Annotated in this window: 17 protein-coding genes; 7 read left to right on the forward strand and 10 right to left on the reverse strand. The window is 70.7% G+C overall.

The features are described 5' to 3' along the window. Positions 1 to 60 precede the first annotated feature (60 nt). Positions 61 to 669: a Uma2 family endonuclease gene (locus ACZ7M3_RS08120; protein WP_097224999.1), complete on the forward strand. Its 609-nt coding sequence runs from the start codon at positions 61 to 63 to the stop codon at positions 667 to 669. Here ACZ7M3_RS08120 and ACZ7M3_RS08125 read toward each other — a convergent pair. Then, on the reverse strand, positions 662 to 3,070 hold the full coding sequence (locus ACZ7M3_RS08125; protein WP_472062186.1) for an MMPL family transporter: 2,409 nt from the start codon (positions 3,068 to 3,070) through the stop codon (positions 662 to 664). The two genes, ACZ7M3_RS08120 and ACZ7M3_RS08125, sit on opposite strands and share 8 nt — an antisense overlap. A gap of 187 nt (positions 3,071 to 3,257) precedes the next feature. Here ACZ7M3_RS08125 and ACZ7M3_RS08130 point away from each other — a divergent pair, with 187 nt between their 5' ends. The 3 genes from ACZ7M3_RS08130 (at position 3,258) to ACZ7M3_RS08140 (ending at position 7,772) form a co-directional block, all read left to right on the forward strand. Beyond that, the gene (locus ACZ7M3_RS08130; protein ID WP_054233711.1) at positions 3,258 to 3,947 is read left to right on the forward strand and encodes a response regulator transcription factor; all 690 of its coding nucleotides are present in this window, start codon (positions 3,258 to 3,260) and stop codon (positions 3,945 to 3,947) included. Between the two features lie 110 nt (positions 3,948 to 4,057). Continuing rightward, on the forward strand, positions 4,058 to 5,494 hold the full coding sequence (locus ACZ7M3_RS08135; protein ID WP_472062188.1) for a sensor histidine kinase: 1,437 nt from the start codon (positions 4,058 to 4,060) through the stop codon (positions 5,492 to 5,494). A 178-nt stretch (positions 5,495 to 5,672) separates the two neighbouring features. Next, positions 5,673 to 7,772 carry a sulfatase-like hydrolase/transferase gene (locus ACZ7M3_RS08140; protein ID WP_472061664.1) on the forward strand — a complete coding sequence of 700 codons (2,100 nt, stop codon included), beginning with the start codon at positions 5,673 to 5,675 and terminating at the stop codon, positions 7,770 to 7,772. A 1-nt stretch (position 7,773) separates the two neighbouring features. On the opposite strand, the gene ACZ7M3_RS08145 is transcribed toward ACZ7M3_RS08140, so the two are convergent. The 4 genes from ACZ7M3_RS08145 to ACZ7M3_RS08160 all read right to left on the reverse strand — a co-directional run bounded on the left by ACZ7M3_RS08145 (position 7,774) and on the right by ACZ7M3_RS08160 (position 11,590). Continuing rightward, positions 7,774 to 8,187, reverse strand: a complete 414-nt coding sequence (locus ACZ7M3_RS08145) for an ATP-binding protein (RefSeq protein WP_472061666.1) — start codon at positions 8,185 to 8,187, stop codon at positions 7,774 to 7,776. A 130-nt stretch (positions 8,188 to 8,317) separates the two neighbouring features. Continuing rightward, positions 8,318 to 9,874 carry an ABC transporter substrate-binding protein gene (locus ACZ7M3_RS08150; protein WP_472061668.1) on the reverse strand — a complete coding sequence of 519 codons (1,557 nt, stop codon included), beginning with the start codon at positions 9,872 to 9,874 and terminating at the stop codon, positions 8,318 to 8,320. Positions 9,875 to 10,021: 147 nt separating this feature from the next. Next, positions 10,022 to 11,287, reverse strand: a complete 1,266-nt coding sequence (locus ACZ7M3_RS08155) for a metallophosphoesterase (protein ID WP_472061670.1) — start codon at positions 11,285 to 11,287, stop codon at positions 10,022 to 10,024. A gap of 60 nt (positions 11,288 to 11,347) precedes the next feature. After that, positions 11,348 to 11,590 (reverse strand): SCO4848 family membrane protein, encoded by a 243-nt coding sequence (locus ACZ7M3_RS08160; RefSeq protein WP_054233715.1) that lies wholly within the window; start codon positions 11,588 to 11,590, stop codon positions 11,348 to 11,350. Positions 11,591 to 11,792: 202 nt separating this feature from the next. Between ACZ7M3_RS08160 and ACZ7M3_RS08165 the strand changes: the two genes are divergently transcribed. After that, on the forward strand, positions 11,793 to 13,103 hold the full coding sequence (locus tag ACZ7M3_RS08165; protein ID WP_472061672.1) for a D-alanyl-D-alanine carboxypeptidase family protein: 1,311 nt from the start codon (positions 11,793 to 11,795) through the stop codon (positions 13,101 to 13,103). On the opposite strand, the gene ACZ7M3_RS08170 is transcribed toward ACZ7M3_RS08165, so the two are convergent. Genes ACZ7M3_RS08170 through ACZ7M3_RS08185 form a run of 4 tightly spaced genes read right to left on the reverse strand, consistent with a single transcriptional unit; the run spans position 13,057 to position 15,932 of the window. Continuing rightward, on the reverse strand, positions 13,057 to 14,034 hold the full coding sequence (locus ACZ7M3_RS08170; protein ID WP_472061674.1) for a YihY/virulence factor BrkB family protein: 978 nt from the start codon (positions 14,032 to 14,034) through the stop codon (positions 13,057 to 13,059). The genes ACZ7M3_RS08165 and ACZ7M3_RS08170 overlap by 47 nt on opposite strands. After that, positions 14,022 to 14,468: a GtrA family protein gene (locus ACZ7M3_RS08175; protein ID WP_472061676.1), complete on the reverse strand. Its 447-nt coding sequence runs from the start codon at positions 14,466 to 14,468 to the stop codon at positions 14,022 to 14,024. Before ACZ7M3_RS08175 ends, ACZ7M3_RS08170 begins: the two co-directional genes overlap by 13 nt. Further along, positions 14,465 to 15,409: a decaprenyl-phosphate phosphoribosyltransferase gene (locus ACZ7M3_RS08180; RefSeq protein WP_472061678.1), complete on the reverse strand. Its 945-nt coding sequence runs from the start codon at positions 15,407 to 15,409 to the stop codon at positions 14,465 to 14,467. The genes ACZ7M3_RS08175 and ACZ7M3_RS08180 overlap by 4 nt, the downstream gene beginning before the upstream one ends. Then, positions 15,402 to 15,932, reverse strand: coding sequence for a phosphatase PAP2 family protein (locus tag ACZ7M3_RS08185; RefSeq protein WP_472061680.1), 531 nt, complete (start codon positions 15,930 to 15,932; stop codon positions 15,402 to 15,404). Before ACZ7M3_RS08185 ends, ACZ7M3_RS08180 begins: the two co-directional genes overlap by 8 nt. Positions 15,933 to 16,074: 142 nt before the next feature. Here ACZ7M3_RS08185 and ACZ7M3_RS08190 point away from each other — a divergent pair, with 142 nt between their 5' ends. Further along, positions 16,075 to 17,466 carry an FAD-binding protein gene (locus ACZ7M3_RS08190; protein ID WP_472061682.1) on the forward strand — a complete coding sequence of 464 codons (1,392 nt, stop codon included), beginning with the start codon at positions 16,075 to 16,077 and terminating at the stop codon, positions 17,464 to 17,466. A 43-nt stretch (positions 17,467 to 17,509) separates the two neighbouring features. Then, positions 17,510 to 18,265, forward strand: coding sequence for a decaprenylphospho-beta-D-erythro-pentofuranosid-2-ulose 2-reductase (locus ACZ7M3_RS08195; protein ID WP_097285943.1), 756 nt, complete (start codon positions 17,510 to 17,512; stop codon positions 18,263 to 18,265). A gap of 30 nt (positions 18,266 to 18,295) precedes the next feature. Here ACZ7M3_RS08195 and ACZ7M3_RS08200 read toward each other — a convergent pair whose 3' ends face one another. Next, positions 18,296 to 18,880: a 2'-5' RNA ligase family protein gene (locus ACZ7M3_RS08200; protein WP_472061684.1), complete on the reverse strand. Its 585-nt coding sequence runs from the start codon at positions 18,878 to 18,880 to the stop codon at positions 18,296 to 18,298. Positions 18,881 to 18,893 lie beyond the last annotated feature (13 nt).

Below are 18,893 nucleotides of genomic sequence, written 5' to 3' on the forward strand. Positions count from 1 at the left end.
CATGGGGGAGACGTCCGGCCTACGATGATGTTCTCGACACCAGCCCATGGGAGGCACGTGATGTCCGCAGCAGCTGTCGAGCGACCGCACGAGGACCGGCCGCTGATCGCCGAGGCGAACCGGCTCATGGACCGCAATCCGGGGTACCGCGTCGAGATCATCGGAGGCTCGATCACCGTGACCCCACCTGCCAACGGTTCCCACGCCCGCGCTCTGTCCAGGTTGAGGCGCCCCTTCGTCGCCGCCGGTCTGGATGGCGACAAGACCGAAGTACTCGAAGGACTCGGGCTCTGGCTCCCCACCGGTGCCGAGGACTATGCGATCCCCGACCTCGCGGTCGTCGACGTCGACTTTGAAGATCACCTCGTCGAGAACAACTGCTACGACCCGATCGCGTTCCGTCTCGTCCTGGAGGTCACCTCCAGCAACTACGAGAACGACCTCCGCGCCAAGGTCGGCGCATACGCCAAGGCAAAGATCCCGGTCTACGTGATCGTCGACCGTAAGCACCAGCGTCTCCACGTGCTCACCGACCTCTCCGCAGACATGTACGCGAGCCACCGCGTCCACGCCCCCGGAGAGGTCGTCGCCCTGCCCGACTCCATCGGCGCCAAGGTCACCCTCGACGTCGATGAAATCCTCAAGGCCGGGCAGCCGAAGGCTAATTGACGGCGTCCACCTCCCCCTCCGTCAACTCCAGGTCGTGCACCAGCGGTTCGTCGGTCACGATGACGTGCCGGGCGCGGGCGCCGTACGACGAGGCCGTCGCCGACAGCAGATACGTGCCGGGCGCCGGTACCGAGACGATGTACGAGCCGTCCGCCAGTGAGGTCACCCGGTCCAGCTGACGCCCGCCCTTGCTGAGCAGGGTGAGGACCGCCCCGTCGACCGGCGCGCCCTCCGCATCGCGGACGAAGCCGTGCACGACCGTCGGTCCTCCCGCCGAAGCCCGCGGCAGCGACCCCGGCTCCTCCGCCGGCTCCACCGCCAGGTGCGGCAACCGCTTCTCCAGACCCGCCGGCAGCCACCAGTTGGACTTGCCCAGCAGATGCATCGCGGCCGGCACCAGCGCCGTACGGAGAATGAACGCGTCGAGCGCGACCGCCGCCGCGAGGCCCACGCCCGCCATCGCCGCCCCCGAGTCGCCGCTGAGGACGAAGGCGAGGAAGACACAGACCATGATCAGGGCGGCGGAGTTGATGACACGGCTGGTCTCCGCGAGGCCGACCCGGACCGCCCGCGCGTTGTCCTTCGTGTGCACCCACTCCTCGTGCATCCGACTCACCAGGAACACCTGGTAGTCCATGGAGAGGCCGAAGAGGAGGGAGAGCATGATGACGGGCAGGAAGGCGTTGATCGGGCCCTCCTTGCCGAGGCCCAGCAGGCTCAGACCCCAGCCCCACTGGAAGATCGCGACGAGGACGCCGAAGGACGCGGCGGCCGCGATCAGGTTCATCAGGGCGGCCGTCAGGGGCACCACCAGGGAGCGGAAGGCGACCATCAGCAGCAGGAAGCCCAGGCCGATGATGGTGGCGATGAAGAGCGGCAGCCGGTCACCCGTGACGGTCGAGAAGTCCTTGGAGATCGCCGTCACACCGCCGACATGGGCCTGCGCCCCCGCGTCCGGGATCACCTTGTCCCGCAGGGTGTCGATGAGCTGGTCCGTCTTCTCGGACTGCGGTGACGTGGTCGGTACGACCTGGATCACCGTGACGCCCTGCGCGGGCGGCAGCGCCGCGACCTGGGCGACGCCGTCGGTCGCGCGGATGCCCTGCACCAGCTTGTTGGTGTCGCCGCTGGTGGAGACCACCTGGAGCGGGCCGTTGAAGCCGGGTCCGAAGCCCTCCGCGAGAAGGTCGTACGCCTGCCGGGTCGTCGTCGACGCGTCGTCGTTGCCCTGGTCGGTCGCGCCGAGCCGCAGCGACAGCACCGGGATCGCGAGGATCGCCATGACGACGACGGCCATCACGGCGATCGAGCGCGGGCGCTTCTGGACGCTCGCCGACCAGCGTGCCGCGAAGCCGCTGGCGCGCTCCGGCTCGGGGCCCTCGGCGGCCAGCTTGCGCCGCTGGCGGCGGCTGAGCACCCGGGAGCCGAGGAAACCGAGCAGCGCGGGCAGCAGGGTGACCGCCGCGAGCACACTGAACACGACGGTGAGCGAGGTGCCGATGACCACGCCGTCCAGGAAGCGCAGGTTCGTCACGAGCATCCCGGCGAGCGCGATGCACACCGTGCCGCCCGCGAACAGCACCGCGCGGCCGGAGGTGTTGAGGGCGGTGACCGCCGACTCCTCCGGGTCCATGCCGCGCAGGATGCCGCGCCGGTGCCGGGTGACGATGAACAGCGCGTAGTCGATTCCGACACCGAGGCCGATCAGCGTGGCGAGCAGCGGAGCCAGGTCGGGCACCGACGTCACATGGCTGAGCAGCTGGGTGGAGAACAGGCCCGTGCCCACCCCGAAGATCGCGATGCCGATCGGGAGCAGCATCGCGAAGAGCGAACCGAAGGCGAGGAAGAGGACGACCGCCGCGGCCAGGATGCCGATCATCTCGGCGAGTCCGGTGGGCGGTTCCTGTACGCGCTGGATCGCCTGACCGCCCAGCTCGACGTGCACACCGCCGCCTCGGGCGCCCTGCGCGGTGTCGACCACGTCCTGCACCAGTTCCTTGGGCACCGCGTTCGCCTGTTCGGCGAAGGTGATCTGGGCGTACGCGATCTTGCCGTTGGCGCTGATCTGCGCCGCGCCCCGGTCGCCCGCGTACGGGCTGGTGACGCCGCCGACCCCCGCCATCTTGCCGATCTTCTCCAGCGCGGGCTGGATCCGGGACTGTACGGACTGGTCCCGGACGGTTCCGGTGTCGACCTTCCACACCACCGTGTCGGTGTCGCCCGCGCGCTCCGGGAAGGCCTTCTCCATCTGGTCGTACGCGCGCTTGGAGTCCGTGTTCGGAAGGGAGAAGACGTTCGCGTAATCCGTGCCCGCGGTCGAGGCCGCGGCCCCGAGCCCGAGCAGTGCCCCCACCCACAGCAACAGGACCACCAGCCGGTGCCGATAGCACCACCGTGCCAATGTCGCCACGCTCAACGCTCCTTAGTCGACCGGTCAGCCGGTCGTTCGGTTGTCGGTTGGTCCCCCAGGTCCTGGGACCAACCATCGACCGGCACGCTCGAGCGACGACACAGACCGCCCATGACTCTCAAGGAACTCCAAAGGGGGAGCCGCCCCCTGGCGCGACCCGCGTGCGGATACTGGGGGCATGACCGCTCACGAGGGGGCCACCGTTCTCGTCGTCGAGGACGAGCCGAGCATCGCGGACGTCCTGGCCATCGCGCTGCGCTACCACCGCTTCGAGGTGATGACCGCGGGCACCGTCCGTCAGGCGCTCACGCTCGCCGAACGCACCCGCCCCGACGCGGCGCTGCTCGACGTGATGCTGCCGGACGGCGACGGGCGGGCGCTGGGCCGTGAACTGCGTCTGCGCCGGCCCGACCTGGCGATCGTCTTCCTCACCGCGCGGGACGCGCCCGCCGAGATCGTCGGCGCGCTCGGTTTCGGCGACGACTACATCACCAAGCCGTTCAACATCGACGAGGTCGTCGCCCGGATCACGGCCGTACTGCGCCGCACACGCCCCGACGACGTCCTTCCCCAGCGCCCGCCGCTTCGCTACGGCGAACTCGAACTGGACGAGACGACGTACTCCGTGCACCGCGGGGACCGTACGGTGGAGCTCACCCCCACCGAGTACGCCCTGCTGCGCTTCCTCGTCCGCAACGGCGGCCGGATCGTGCCCAAGGAGCAACTCCTGCGGCACGTCTGGCAGTACGAACACTCCGCCGAGTCGACCGTCGTCGAGACGTACATCAGCTATCTGCGCCGCAAACTCGAACCCCTCGGCCCCCCGGTGATCCAGACCCGCCGGGGCGTCGGATACGGCCTCGCATGACCCCGGCAGCCCCGGACCCGGGAGTCGCCGCGGCGCATGCGGAGCCCTCCCCCCGCGCGGAAGCCGCAGACCGGACCGAGCTCGCCCTCTGTGCGGGGATTCCCGCGTACGTGAGTGTGCGGCGCCCTCGGCGTCACCACGGGGTCCACTCCTTGCGCGGCAAGCTGACGCTCGCGAACGTGGCGTTGCTGGCGCTGGGCATCATCGTGGCGACCGCCGTCAGTCTGATGGGCATGCGGCACTACCTGCTCGACCAGGTCGACACGGAACTGTTCAAGACACGGGAGTCGCTGACCGGTTCGCAGCTCACCCTCCACCAGATCGACTCGCTCACCGCGCTGGCCTTCGTACGCGAGCGGATGGTCCCCGGCGCGGACCGGTCCGACAAGCCGGACTCGATCTTCGCGGCGGTGGACGGCCACGGGACCCCGCTCAGCGTCGGCGGTTTCAAGCCCACCGACATCCAGCGTGCGCTGGCCGCCGCGGTGGACGACCCGAGCGCCCTCGCGCACGACCCCGCCCTGCACGACACGACCGTGCACGGCGCCTCCTACCGGGTCACCGGGGCCCGGCTCGCCGACGGCACGTACGTGCTGCTCGCCGCCTCGACCGACGCCCTGCACAAGGGCATCGCCAAGGCCCTCAAGCTCGATCTGGGCGTCGGCACCCTGCTGTTGTCGCTGCTCGCGGCGCTGACCATGATCAGCGTGAGCCGCCGGATGCGGCCACTGGAGGACATGGTGGAGACCTCGTCCGCCATCGCCGAGGGCGACCTCACCCGGCGCGTGCCCTCCAGCCACCATCCGACCCAGGAGGTCGAACAGCTGCGGCTCGCCCTCAACTCCATGCTCCACCAGGTGGAATCGGCGTACCGGACCCGCGAGCGCAGCGCGGCGCAGCTGCGCCGGTTCGTCGCGGACGCCTCGCACGAGCTGCGCACCCCGCTGTCGGCGATCCGCGGCTACCTCCAGCTGTACGAGAAGGGGATGCTGCGCGAGCCGGGTGAGCGCCGGCGGGCCTGGGACCGGATGAACGCCGAGGCCGACCGCATGGGACGCCTCGTGGACGAACTGCTCATCCTGGCCCGCCTCGACCAGAGCCCCGAGCTGCGTTTCAAGAACGTCGACCTGAGCCGTCTGGTACGGGACGCGGCCGAGGATCTGCGGGCCCAGCAGCCCGGGCGTCCGGTGACCGTGGGCGCCGACGGGACCCTGCTGGTGCACGCCGACGAGTCGGGGCTGCGGCAGGTGCTGGGCAACCTGGTGGCCAACGTACGCACCCACACGCCCGCCGACGTGCCGGTGCGGCTCGGTCTCGAACGGGAGGACGGGACCGTACGGCTGTGTGTCGCGGACCAGGGGCCCGGGCTGGCGGAGGAGGACGCGGCGCGCATCTTCGACCGGTTCTTCCGGGCGGGCGGTGGTGCGGGCAGCGGGCTGGGGATGGCGATCGTGCAGGGAGTGGTGGCCGCGCACGGGGGTGACGTGGCGGTACGGACGGCGCCGGGAGCGGGGCTCGAGGTCACAGTGACGCTTCCGACGCGGTGAGCTGCTTTAACAAGCACAGTGAGGTGCTTGAACAAGCTCGGTGACTCGCTTGAACATAAGCAAACCCGGATGATTGAACACCGGCCGGTACGACCTCGTACCCAACAGAAGAAGGCGGCCCCGACCTCAGCCTGGTCCGCCGCGCCACCACCGGGCTTCGCACGGAAGGACCGCCGGGTTGTCGTTCAACACGAGCTCTCGACAGCTGTCGAAAACGGACGAGGCGCCGGAGGACGTGCCCTCGCAGGAGGTCACGCCCCTGGACTCCCCGGAGGCGGGAACCCCCGAGGCCGAGACCGCGGAGGCCGAGACCCCGGAGGCAAGCGTTCCAGAGGCGGAAGCGCCGGAGGCGGACGCCGCAGAGGCGGAAGCTCCGGAGGCCGAGGCGGAAGCAGAAGCCGACCCCGAGCCGGAAGCCGCAGAAGCCCCTGAAGTCCCTGAAGTTCCGGAAGCGAAGGCTCCTGAGACCGAGACTCCCGAGGCTCGGACGGCCGAGGCAACGGCATCCGAGACGGAGACTCCTGGGGCCGAGGCTCCTGAGGCGGAAAGCCCCGGGGCGGAGGCCTCGGACGTCGACGCTCCGGAGGGCGCGGTCACCCCCCGCCCACGCCGGTGGCGGCGGGTCTGGGGCGGGTGGCGGGAGAAGTACCCGGTCGCGGCCCGCGTCCTCTGGTGGACCACCACCGCCGTGGCCCTCGCTGTCGTGGTCAGCGCGCTGCTCATGCCGACCCAGGCGGACAAGATCCGGGTGGCCGCTTTCGTGCGTCTCCCGGTGGAGGCGATCTTCGGCGCCGCCCTGCTGATCGTCCTGCCCCGCAGGCCGCGGATCGCCGTGGCGGTGCTCGCCGGGCTCGGCCTGGGCGCCCTGACCGTCGTGAACTTCCTCGACATCGGTTTCAACGAATACCTCGGGCGAGGCTTCAACGTCGTCCTCGACTGGTCCCTCTTCAGTGATGCGCAGGGGTACCTCCAGGACACGTTCGGCAAGGGTGGCGCGCTCGGCATCGCGGCCCTGGCCGTGACGCTCGTGATCGCCGTACTCGCCCTCACGACGATGTCGGTGATCCGACTGGGGAACCTGGCGGCCCGGAACACCGAGACGGCGACCCGCACGACGCTGGTGCTGGCCATCGTCTGGGTCACCTGCGCGGCGCTGGGCGTGCAGTACGCCGCGGGGATACCCATCGCTTCGGAGCACACCATGCAGGCCCTCCAGTTCAAGACGGAGCAGGTCCGGCGGACGCTGCGGGACGAAGCCGAGTTCGCCAAGATCGCGAAGAAGGACGACTTCGCCGACACGCCGCCCGACCAGCTGCTCACCGGGCTGCGCGGCAAGGACATGATGATCACCTTCATCGAGAGCTACGGCCGCAGCGCGATCGAGGACCCGGTCATGGCACCCGGGGTCGACGCCACGCTCACCGCCGAGAACGAGAAGCTGACCCAGGCCGGGTTCGCGGCCAAGAGCGGTTGGCTGACCTCGGCGACGTACGGCGGAAGCAGCTGGCTGGGCCACTCCACGTTCCTGTCGGGCCTGTGGATCAGCAACCAGCAGCGCTACCGCACCGTCACCGCGGGCGAGCGCCTGACCCTCCCCGGCGCGTTCAAGAAGACGGGCGCCTGGGACACGGTCGGCGTCATGCCGGGCGTCCAGAAGGCGTGGCCCGAGCAGAAGTTCTACGGCATCGACAAGCTCTACGACTCCCACAAACTCGGCTACAAGGGCCCGAAGTTCAGCTGGTCGACCATGCCCGACCAGTACGCGCTGACCGCCTTCGAGCGCCTGGTGCACAGCAAGAAGCACGACAAGCCGCTGATGTCGACGATCATCCTGACCTCCAGCCACCAGCCCTGGGCGCCGATCCCCACGCTGGTCCCGCAGGACCAGGTCGGCGACGGCTCGATCTACAACGCGATCGAGAAGGCCGGCAAGAAGCCCGGGGACATCATCACCGACTCCACCAAGTCGAAGCAGGAGTACGGCAAGTCCATCCAGTACTCGGTGTCGAGCCTCATCGACTACCTGGTGAAGTACGGCAACAAGAACACCGTGCTGATCTTCCTCGGCGACCACCAGCCCATCGCCCGGGTCAGCGGCAACCACGCCAGCCGTGACGTGCCGGTCTCGATCGTCGCCAAGGACCCGAAGGTCCTGGACAAGATCGCCGACTGGAACTGGGCGGACGGCCTGCAGCCGCAGCAGGACACCCCGGTCTGGAAGATGAACGACTTCCGCGACCGCTTCCTGACGGCGTACGGCTCGACCCCGGCGCCGTGATTCACGGGGCCGCGGACACCACGAGCGCCCACACGGTCTTGCCGTGGCGGCCCCGGCTCCACACCCCCCACGCCACGGCGACGCCCTCCACCAGGTGCAGGCCGCGGCCGGTCTCCTCCCCCACGGAGACCGGCCGCGGCCGTGGTGCGGCCAGGCCCTCGTCGGAGACCTCGACGAAGCAGGAGCCGTCGGCGAGGGCGGTCACCGCGACCTCGAACTCCCCTTCGTGACCTTCGTGAAGGGGTCCGTGGCGTACGGCGTTGGTCACGAGCTCGGAGACGATCAGGACGACGTCCGCGAGAGCCGGGTCGTCGGTGCTGTGGCCCCAGTCCCGCAGATGGTCGCGTACCCGGCGCCGGGCTAGTCCGACGGACGCCGGATGCCGGGGCAGCCGGAACGCGTTGCGTCTCAACACCTCAGCTCCTCACCGCGCACACACCTCCGGCACATGGTGCGCACATGGTGCCGCGTCGGGCGAGAGCGCGATGTCACCGGGGTGGGGGGCCACCCCGCGAGATCACGTCACGTGTCGTATCCGGCCCGGCTCATATCCAGCCCAGCCGCCAGAGGCGGAAGACACCGGTCCCGTCCGACAGATACTGGCCGCCTCCGACGTCCTCACTGCTGAGTACATACTCCTTGCGCTGCCACAGGGGAATCACGGGAACATCGCGGGCCACGATTTCCTGCAGTGTCTGGAAGTCGTCGGACGTGCGACTGCGGTCCTCGAACTGCTGACTGTCCTGAATCAGCCGGTCCACGTCCTTGTCGCTGTACCCGTTCTTCATGCTGTTGCCGGTGCCGACGAGCGGCGTGCTGAAGGTGTCCGGGTCGGGGAAGTCGGCGACCCAGCCGACCGCCCAGGCGTCCAACCGGCCCTCGGCGTACCGCTTCTGGAAGTCGGTCCACTCGTAGCCCTTGATGTCCACCTTGAACAGGCCGCTCGCCTCCAGCTGCCGCTTGAGCTCGGCGGCCTCCTCGCCGGCGGCGCCCCGCCCCTCGGCGTACCCGTAGGTGAAGCGCACCGGCGTCGACACCCCGGCCTCGGTCAGCAGGGCCTTCGCCTTCTTCGCGTCGGGCTTGGGGTAGGTGTCGAAGAACGACGTCGAGTGCCCTGTGATGCCCGCCGGGATCAGCCCGTACAGCGGATCGGTCGTCCCCTTGTAGGTCTGGCTGACCAGTTGCTCGCGGTTGATCAGCACGGCGACGGCCTGCCGTACGAGGCGGTTGTGCAGCGGTGAGTTCGCGCGGACGTTGAGGACGAGGTTGCGGGTCTCGGCGCTGTCGGACTCGGTGACGTGCTGGTCCGGGTCGCTCGGCGAGAGGGTGGCCAGCGTCGCGGGCGGCAGCTGACGCGTCGCGACGTCGACCTGCTTCGCCTTCCAGGCGCTCTCCAGCGCCTTGGGGGTGGCGTAGTAGCGCAGCACGGTGGGCGTGCCGCTCCCCTCGACGGCGCCCTTGTAGTTCTTGTTGGGCGCGAGGACGGCCCGCTTGTCCTTCGTATACGACTTCAGTACGTACACCCCGGTGCCGTCGGCGCCCGCGTCCTTGCGCAGGGCGTGCTTCGGGTAGCGGGTGCGGTCGACGATCGCCCCGGCTCCGGTGGCCACCTTGAAAGGGAAGGTGGCGTCCGGCGAGGACAGGTGGAAGGTGACCTTGAGGCCCTGGGCGTCCACCGAGCCGAGGGTGGAGAGCAGGGACGCGGGCCCCACCTCGGAGTTGATGGCCTTGACCCGGTCGAAGGAGAACTTCACGTCCTCGGCGGTCACCTTGCTCCCGCTCGGGAACGTCAGGTCGTCACGCAGGGTGCAGACATAGGTGTGCAGTCCCGCGCCCACGAACCCGCAGCTCTTCGCCGCGTCCGGCACGGGGGCGGCGCCACCGGGCTCGAACGTCAGCAGCGACTGGAACACGTTGCTGAACAGGGCCCAGGAGCCGGCGTCGTACGCGCCCGCCGGGTCGAGTGACGTGACGGCGTCCGTCGTCCCGACCGTGAGGGTCCTGTTGTGGTTCTCCCTGGACGGCAGTAACTGCCAGCCGCCCACACCCACGGCCGCCAGTACCACCAGCACCGCGAGAATCCGTATGCGAACCGATCGCATCGGCGCCCCTCCCCAGGCCACGCCCCGTGCCACTCCCCAGTGACGCGGATCACCCAATCACAGGTGTTTCGTCTGAGGGAAGAGGTGTCCGAAGAATTGGACGGGGTACGAGGGAAGACCGTTTCGCCCCTGTTTCACAGCCGGTTCTCAGGCTTGCAGGGACGCCAGCTCCACGACGGTGATGTCCGACGGCGCGCCCACCCGGGTCGGCGGCCCCCAGGCGCCCGCGCCCCGGCTGACGTACAACTGCGTGTCGCCGTAGCGCTCCAGGCCCGCGACCGTGGGATTGGCCAGTTCCGCGATGTAGTTGCCCGGCCAGAGCTGTCCGCCGTGGGTGTGCCCGGAGAGCTGGAGGTCGACACCGTGCTTGACGGCGTCGTGGATCTGGACCGGCTGGTGGGCGAGCAGCACCACGGCCCGCGCGGTGTCCCGGTCCCCCAGCGCCCTCCCGAAGTCGGGCCCGTGCCCCTCGCTCTCCCCCGCGACGTCGTTGACGCCCGCGAGATCGAATCCGGCCATTTCCGTCCGGGCGTTCTCGAGCGGGCGCAGACCCAGTTCCCGTACTTCCCGGACCCATTGCGCGGCACCGGAGTAGTAGTCGTGGTTGCCCGTGACGAAGTACGAGCCGTGCCGTGCCCGCAGCCGCGCGAGGGGCGCCGCGGCGGGTCCGAGGTCCTTCACACTCCCGTCGACGAGGTCCCCGACCACCGCGATCAGGTCGGGCTGCGTCGCGTTGATCGTGTCGACGACCCGCCGGCAGAAGTCCCGCCCGAGGGTGGGCCCGAGGTGGATGTCGCTGACGACGGCGATCCGGTAACCGTGCGCGGACCGGGGCAGTTTGGCCAGCGGCACGGTGACCCGCTTCACCCGGGGCCCGCGCAGCACCCCGTACGTCCCGTACCCCACGGTCCCCAGGGCGGCGGCCGCGGCGGCCCCGCCGACGGCACGCGAGACGAAGAGCCGCCGCGAGGGGGTGGTGACGGGCCGTGGCGGTTCGGCGGGTGCGGGCTCCTGGGGGGTCGCCGCTCCCGTCGGCACCGACTCCGGGTGCGGTACGGGTGCCGGGTGCGGTACGGCCGCGGAGGGGGCCGCGCGCCGCTCCATGACCCGGCGCAGCAGCGGTCGTACGACCTCCCCCGCCACCACCCCCAGCAGCAGATAGATCGACAGCGCCATCCACAGGAACCCGGGCCAGGCCAGCGCCTGCTGGAGCCGGAAGGGTGCACCGGCGCGCTCCGCGGTGACCGCGGCGATCATCAGCACCGGCCCGGCGACGAAGACCACCGTGCCCGCGCGCCGGGCGAGCCCCGGACCGGACGTCGTGTCACGCACCAGACGGCGCCACACGTACCAGTACAGCCCCGCGACCGTGGCGAGGGCGAGCAGTCCCACCAGTACGAAGACGATGACCAAGACGCCGTATCCCCCGTTGTCCGCCGTTGTGTTCCGTTGTCCCCCGTTTGCCCCTTGTTGCTATGACGTCTGGCGCAATGCGCGCAGTCCGCGGAACCCGATGCCGCCGACGACCGTCCCCAAGACAAAGGAGACGACGGCGAGCGTCAGGTGCACCCAGAAGTACGCCGTCGGATCCCCCGCGTCGTTGAACGCGAGCCCGCTGCCGTCCTTCCACAAATTCTTGACGAAAGTGACCCAGATGATCCAGCTCCACACTCCGAAGGCGAGCAGGAACCAGGAGACGGGGCGGCTGAGTTTCACGCTGAGGGACCTTTCATCACTGTGCCGGGCACCCGAAGCCGACCCGACCGGCCGGGGGTCCGGGGGTTGTCCCCCGGGTGGGCACAGCATGGGTCCAGTATCGCCGTCGCCGGCCGGGACCGGGCGCCGGGGTGGCCGGGACCAGGGGACTCCAGCATCGAGTGAGGGGACTTCCCGGCCCGCGCCCTGTAATTTCTCGACCGTGTCCGCCAACAAGAAGACCATCCGGCGATCGCTGCTGGTCACTTCCGCCACCCTGTTGACCCTTTCGCTGACGACGACGGTCCCCGTCTTCGCGGCCGACAAGCCGTCGTCGTCACCGTCACCGACGACGAGCCCGAGCGCGACTCCCCCGGCGAACATGTCGACGGTGGGCGGAGCGCGGCTGGGAGAGGCCGGGACCCAGGTGGCTCTCGGCGCGGGCGCCCCGGTGCTGCCCAAGGATGTGACCGCGCGCTCCTGGATCGTCACCGACGCCGAGTCGGGCGACGTGCTGGCCGCCCACAACGCCCACTGGCGGCTGCCCCCGGCGAGCACGCTGAAGATGCTCTTCGCCGACACCGTGCTGCCGAAGTTCCCCAGGACCGAGCAGCACAAGGTCGCCGTCACCGACCTCTCGGGCATCGGCGCGGGCTCCAGCATGGTGGGGATAAAGGAGGAGGAGACGTACAGCGTGCACGATCTGTGGCTCGGTGTCTTCCTGCGCTCCGGCAACGACGCCGTGCACGTGCTGTCGGCGATGAACGGCGGCGTCGAGCAGACGGTCAAGGACATGCAGGCGCACGCCGAGGACCTGCAGGCCCTCGACACGCATGTGGTCAGCCCCGACGGCTACGACCAGCCGGGCCAGGTGTCGTCGGCGTACGACCTGACGCTGTTCGCCCGCTCCGGGCTGCAGAAGAAGGACTTCCGGGAGTACTGCTCGACGGTGCGGGCGAAGTTCCCGGGCGAGACGAAGAAGAACGACAAGGGGAAGACGACCCGCGAGACCTTCGAGATCCAGAACACCAACCGGCTGCTGACCGGTGACGCCGACGTCTCCACGTACCAGGGCATCGCGGGGGTGAAGAACGGCAACACCACCAACGCGGGCGCCACCTTCACCGGTGTCGCCGAGCGGAACGGCAAGGTGCTGCTGGTCACCGTGATGAACCCGGAGAAGGACGAGCACAACGAGGTCTACAAGGAGGCCGCGCGGCTGCTCGACTGGGGCTTCGGCGCGGCCGGCAAGGTCACACCGGTGGGTGAGCTGGTGCCGCCGAAGGGCGTCGACACCGGCGCGCAGGCGGGTGCGACCGCGTCCGCCGGGTCCAACACGCCGGTGTCGTCCGGAGACCGGGGGACCAAGGCCTCGTCGTCGCCGGTGGCCGCCTCCGCGGCGGCGAAGGACGGTTCCAGCGGGATCGGCACCGCCCTGGCCGTCACGGGCGGCCTGCTCGCCCTGGTCGCCGGCGCCGCCTTCCTCGTCAACCGCCGCTGGCCCCTCCCCGACCTGATGCGCCGCCGCCGCTGACCTCCCCGAAGTCCCCTGGCCCCGCGGGCTCGTCGGCGTCGTCGGGGTCGCAGGGGTCGTCGTCGCGTTGCTTCGGACCGGAGTCGGCATGTCCGGTGGCCGTCCAGGCGGCGCAGAACAGGACCAGTTTCGCGGTGAAGTTGATCCACAGCAGCAGCGCGACGGGCACACCGAAGGCGCCGTACATGCTCTTCGACGCCACGCCCCGCATATAGCTGCTGAGCAGCAGCTTGAGCAGTTCGAAGCCGACGGCGCCCATCAGCGCGGCGACGACGAGCCGGTGGCGCGGCGGCTCGACGCCCGGCAGCAGGGTCAGGACGTACAGGAGCACCAGGAAGTCGGTGAGTACGGCGACGGCGAACGCGGCGGACTGCAGCGCCACGCTCCCCCAGTCGTGTTCGCCGATGCCGAGCTGCCGGGCCGTCCAGCCGACCAGCGAGGACGCGACGGTGGAGACGGCGATGGTGACGAGTACGGCACCGCCGAGTCCGACGAGGATCCCGGCGTCCACAAGCTTGCGCAGGAGGGGGTTCTCCTCCCTGTCGGGCAGCTCCCAGACCGCGCGCAGACAGTCCCGCATGGAGCCGACCCAGCCGATGCCGGTGAACAGCAGGACGGCGCCCGCGATGAGCCCGATGGTGCCGGCGTTCTGCACCAGCGCGTTGATGTCGAGCTGGTCGGAGATGCCCGGCACCTGCTCGACGATCTTGTCCTGAAGCTCCTTCTGCCGCTGGCTGGTGAGGGTGGCGGCGGCGATCGCGGCACCGACGGTCAGCAGCGGGAAGAGCGCCACGAAGCTGATGAAGGTCATCGCGGCGGCGAGCCGCGTCCACTTCACCCGGTCCAGACGCTCGTACGACCGCCACCCGTGCGTGGCCATCAGACGGGCGACCAACGGCCCCACGCCGGGGAGCTTTTTCAGCCAGTCCATGATCCGACTCTGCCCTCACCTCGGAAAACCCATGTCCGGGTACCCCAAAAACGCAGGACCGTGGCGAGTGCCATACCGATCCCCGCACCGGAGACCGTGTCGGCGCGTCGCGAGGTGAGCCCGAGGCCATAGTGACTGACGGCGACGCACAGCAGCTGGACGAGGGCGCCCGCGAGGTTCACGGCGAGGAACACGAGGAAGTCGGGGCACCGCCGGGGCCGACGCACGGGGTGGTGCCGGTACGTGCCGAGCGCGTTGCCGGTGTACGCGACCGCGCAGCCCGCCACGAACGACAGCGCCTTGGCGGTGAGCGGGTCGAGGCCCACCGGGCCGCGCAGCCAGAGGAAGAGTCCGAGGTCGGCGGCGTAGGCGAGGACGCCGACGGTGGCGAAGCCCAGGAGCTCCTGGGTCAGGGGCCGCTGGGCGAGGCTCACCAGTTCACGACTGCGAGCGCGTACATCGCGAGCCACACCAGTCCGATCAGGGCGAGCGCGCGGTCGCGCAGGACGACGTCCTCGGGCTCGCCCGCCGCGCCCCGGTCGGCGAAGACGGCGTACCGCAGGACGGCCAGGATGAAGGCGACCATGGACAGCTGGCGCCAGGGCAGCACTCCGGCGCTGGGCGCGCCGCCCTCCTCCAGGGCCCACAGGCAGTAGGCGAGCACGGCGACCCCGGCGGCCAGCTGCCAGACGAAGCGCAGATAGCCGGTGGTGTACTCGGTGAGCAGCGCGCGGGTGGCACCGGCTTTCCCGGCCAGCTGGAGGGCCTCGGAGTACCGTTTCGCCGCCACCATGAAGAGCGCGCCGAAGCCCGTGGTGATCAGGAACCAGCGGGAGAGCGGGATGCCGAGGGCGAGCCCGCCGATCATCGCCCGCATCAGGAATCCGGTCGTCACGACGGCGAGGTCGACGACCAGGACGTGCTTGAGGCTGACGCAGTACGCCAGTTGCATGCCGAGGTAGGCGGTCAGCAGTGCCGCGGTGACCGGGGAGGACAGCAGGGCGGCGGCGGTCGGGGCGAGGACGGCGAGCACGCCTCCCGCGGCGTAGGCGAGGGGGACGGGGACCTGGCCCGTGGCGACCGGGCGGTGGCGCTTGACCGGGTGGGCGCGGTCGGCTTCGGCGTCGCGGGCGTCGTTGATCAGGTAGACGGCGGCGGCGCAGGCCGTGAACAGGACGAAGACGAGCGCGAGTTGGATCACCGCGTGCCGGGAGAAGAGCTGGCCGGCCGCCGCCGGGGCTGCCACGACCAGCAGGTTCTTCACCCACTGGCGGGGACGGGTGGTCCTGAGGAGACCCCGGGCGAGGCCGGTGACGGTCCGTACGGGAACCGGGGCGGTCGGCGTGGGGTCCAGGAGCACCGTGCGTTCAGCCATGGCCGGCCTCGATCCAGCGGGCGCCCAGACGGGCCGTCAGGGCGCCCAGGGCGGCGCCCGCGAGCACGTCCGAGGGGTAGTGGACGCCCGCCACCAGCCGGGAGAGGCACATCGCGGCGGCGAGCGGCAGCAGCGGGCGGCCTCCGAGCGCGCCGAAGGCGACCGCCGCGGCCGTCGCGGAGGCCGCGTGGGAGCTGGGGAACGAGTGCCGTCCGGCCGTGCGCACCAGCGGGACGATGTGCGCGGGGCGTGGACGGCGCACGATCCGCTTCACGCCCATGCTGGTGAGGTGCGCGGTGGCGGTGAGCGCCGTGCCACGCAGCCACGCGCCGCGCCGCCCGCGGTCGACCACCGCGCCCGTGAGCCCGGCCGCGAGCCACAGCACGCCGTGCTCCCCGCTCCAGGACAGGGCGCGTGCGACGGCCGCCACGCGTGGATCCGTGCCGCGCTCGTGGAGGGCCGACAGCAGCCGACGGTCCATGCCGTCCCACCGTCGGCGGTCCATGTCGTCAAGGTCGTCCATGTGATCCCACTCTTCTAGGGAGTGGCCGCAGAATGATGGCAATCTTTGACGACATCCCATTAATCACCCATTTCGGTGAGGAGCCGCGAAGACGGGAGAGGTGAGGGCTTTATGCACCTTTTTCGCCGATACGGTCTCGGTCATGCCTGCCCACACCGCCTCCGACCCGGCCGGATCCGCCTCCGGCCCGGCCGAACCCGTCTTCGTCACGGGCTGGGGCCGCACCGCGCCGACCACCGCCCGTGTGGTCCGCCCGCGCACCTACGAGGAAGCGGCGGCCGCCGTCCGCGCCTGCGGGGTCCGCGGAGGCATCGCCCGGGGTCTGGGGCGGGCGTACGGGGACGCGGCGCAGAACGCGGGCGGGGCCGTGCTCGACATGACCGGCCTCGACCGCGTCCACGCGATCGACGTCGCGGGCGGGACCGTGCTCTGCGACGCGGGCGTGAGCCTGCACCGGCTGATGGAGGTCCTGCTCCCGCTCGGCTGGTTCGTACCGGTCACGCCCGGGACCCGCCAGGTGACCGTCGGCGGCGCGATCGGCGCGGACATCCACGGCAAGAACCACCACGTGTCGGGCTCGTTCGCCCGCCATGTCCTCTCCTTCGAGCTGCTGACCGCGGACGGCGCGATCCGCACGGTGGGCCGGGGCACCCCCCTCTTCGACGCCACCACGGGCGGCATGGGCCTGACCGGGGTGATCCTCACGGCGACCGTCCGGCTCCAGCCCGTCGAGACCTCGCTGATGTCCGTCGACACCGAACGCGCGGCGGACCTGGACGCCTTGATGGCCCGTCTCACCGCCACGGACCACCGCTACCGGTACTCGGTCGCCTGGATCGACCTGCTCGCGCGCGGCCGCTCGACGGGACGTGCGGTGCTCACCCGCGGGGAACACGCCCCCCTGGACGCGCTCCCCCCACGCGCGCGCCGGCGCCCGCTGGCGTTCCGACCGCCGCGGTTCCCGTCCGCGCCCGCCTTCGTACCGGAGGGACTGCTCGGCCGCGGGACGGTGGGCCTCTTCAATGAGCTCTGGTACCGGAAGGCACCTCGTGCGCGTGCCGACGAGCTACAGCGGATCCCGGCCTTCTTCCACCCGCTCGACGGGGTGCCGCACTGGAACCGGATCTACGGGCGCGGTGGCTTCGTGCAGTACCAGTTCGTCGTCGGACACGGGCGCGAGGAGGCCCTGCGGCGCATTGTGCGGCGCATCGCCGAACGCCGGTGCCCGTCCTTCCTCGCCGTCCTGAAGCGTTTCGGCGAGGGCGATCCGGGCTGGCTCTCCTTCCCGATGCCGGGCTGGACCCTCGCCCTGGACATCCCCGCGAACCTGCCGGGCCTCGGCGCCTTCCTCGACGAGCTGGACGAGGAGGTGGCCGGGGCGGCCGGACGCGTGTACCTGGCGAAGGACGCGCGGCTGCGGCCGGAACTGCTGGCCGACATGTATCCACGGCTGACCGAATTCCGTGAGCTGCGGGCCGAGTTGGACCCGCGCGGGGTGTTCACCTCCGACCTGTCCCGCCGCCTCGACCTCTAGAACCGGTCGACCGTCCCGCCTCCTCACCCCTCAAGGAGTTGTCATGAAGGACGCCTTCGGAGCCCCCCAGTCCCTGCTGATCCTCGGCGGCACGTCCGAGATCGCGCTGGCCACGGCGCGCCGTCTGATCGCCCGGCGCACCCGCACGGTGTGGCTCGCCGGACGACCCTCACCGGCCCTGGAACGGGACGCCGAGCACCTGCGCGCGCTGGGCGCGGACGTCCGTACCCTCGCCTTCGACGCGCTCGACCCCGAGTCCCACGAGACGGTCCTCGGCAAGGTCTTCACCGAGGGCGACCTCGACATGGTGCTGCTCGCCTTCGGGGTCCTCGGCGACCAGGCCCGGGACGAGCGGGAGCCGGTGGCCGCCGCCCGGATCGCGCAGACCAACTACACGGGCGCGGTGTCGGCCCTGCTGGTGTGCGCGCGGGCCCTCCAGACGCAGGGGCACGGCTCCCTGGTGGTGCTCTCCTCGGTCGCGGGCGAGCGCGCCCGTCGCTCCAACTTCATCTACGGGTCGAGCAAGGCGGGCCTGGACGCCTTCGCCCAGGGTCTGGGCGACGCGCTGCACGGCACCGGCGTCCACGTGATGGTCGTACGCCCGGGGTTCGTCCGTACGAAGATGACCGCGGGGCGCGCGGAGGGACCCATGGCCACCACACCGGAGGCGGTCGCGACGGCCGTCGAGGTGGGGCTGCGACGGCGCTCGGAGACGGTGTGGGTGCCGGGGGCGCTGCGGCTGGTGATGGCGGCGCTGCGGCACGTACCGCGAGCGGTGTTCCGCCGCCTGCCGATCTAGCTCGACGACGGCTGCCCGGCTCGACCGCCGCTAGCGGCTGGCGATGGTCCCGCGCTCCACGTCCACGTGGCCCGCCTGCGGTGGCACCACGGATCCGCCGAAGGGGAACTCCCGCAGCTTGCGCCACACACTGTCGGAGCCCTGCTCGTAGAGCGCGAACCCCGTGCAGGGCCACTCGGCGTCGTAGTCGGCGAGTTCATGGAACGCGCGGTCCATCGCCGCCTCGTCGATGCCGTGCGCCACCGTGACGTGCGGGTGGTACGGGAACTGCAGTTCGCGCGCCACGGGACCGGAGGCGTCGCGGACCCGCTGCTGGAGCCAGGTGCAGGCCTCGGCGCCCTGGACGACCTTCACGAACACCACCGGTGACAGGGGCCGGAAGGTGCCGGTGCCCGACAGCCGCATCGGGAAGGGCCGGCCGGCCACGGCGACCTCGGTCAGATGCGCCTCGACGGCCGGCAGGTCGGCGGCATGGACCTCCGTCGGCGGCAGCAGGGTGACGTGCGTGGGGATGCCACAAGCCGCGGGGTCGCCGAAGCCCGCGCGCCGCTCCTGGAGCAGGCTGCCGTAAGGCTCCGGGACCGCGATCGACACGCCGATCGTTACGGTCCCCACGTCGTCTCCTGTC

It is taken from the genome of Streptomyces sp. NPDC111656, assembly GCF_055656965.1.

Excerpts from the sequence above, each read along its gene's own strand:
- ACZ7M3_RS08195 (WP_097285943.1), top strand. The coding sequence starts at position 17,510 with ATGAAGGACGCCTTCGGAGCCCCCCAGTCCCTGCTGATCCTCGGCGGC.
- ACZ7M3_RS08150 (WP_472061668.1), bottom strand. The coding sequence starts at position 9,874 with ATGCGATCGGTTCGCATACGGATTCTCGCGGTGCTGGTGGTACTGGCG.
- ACZ7M3_RS08180 (WP_472061678.1), bottom strand. The coding sequence starts at position 15,409 with ATGGCTGAACGCACGGTGCTCCTGGACCCCACGCCGACCGCCCCGGTT.
- ACZ7M3_RS08185 (WP_472061680.1), bottom strand. The coding sequence starts at position 15,932 with ATGGACGACCTTGACGACATGGACCGCCGACGGTGGGACGGCATGGAC.
- ACZ7M3_RS08170 (WP_472061674.1), bottom strand. The coding sequence starts at position 14,034 with ATGGACTGGCTGAAAAAGCTCCCCGGCGTGGGGCCGTTGGTCGCCCGT.
- ACZ7M3_RS08120 (WP_097224999.1), top strand. The coding sequence starts at position 61 with ATGTCCGCAGCAGCTGTCGAGCGACCGCACGAGGACCGGCCGCTGATC.
- ACZ7M3_RS08190 (WP_472061682.1), top strand. The coding sequence starts at position 16,075 with ATGCCTGCCCACACCGCCTCCGACCCGGCCGGATCCGCCTCCGGCCCG.
- ACZ7M3_RS08130 (WP_054233711.1), top strand. The coding sequence starts at position 3,258 with ATGACCGCTCACGAGGGGGCCACCGTTCTCGTCGTCGAGGACGAGCCG.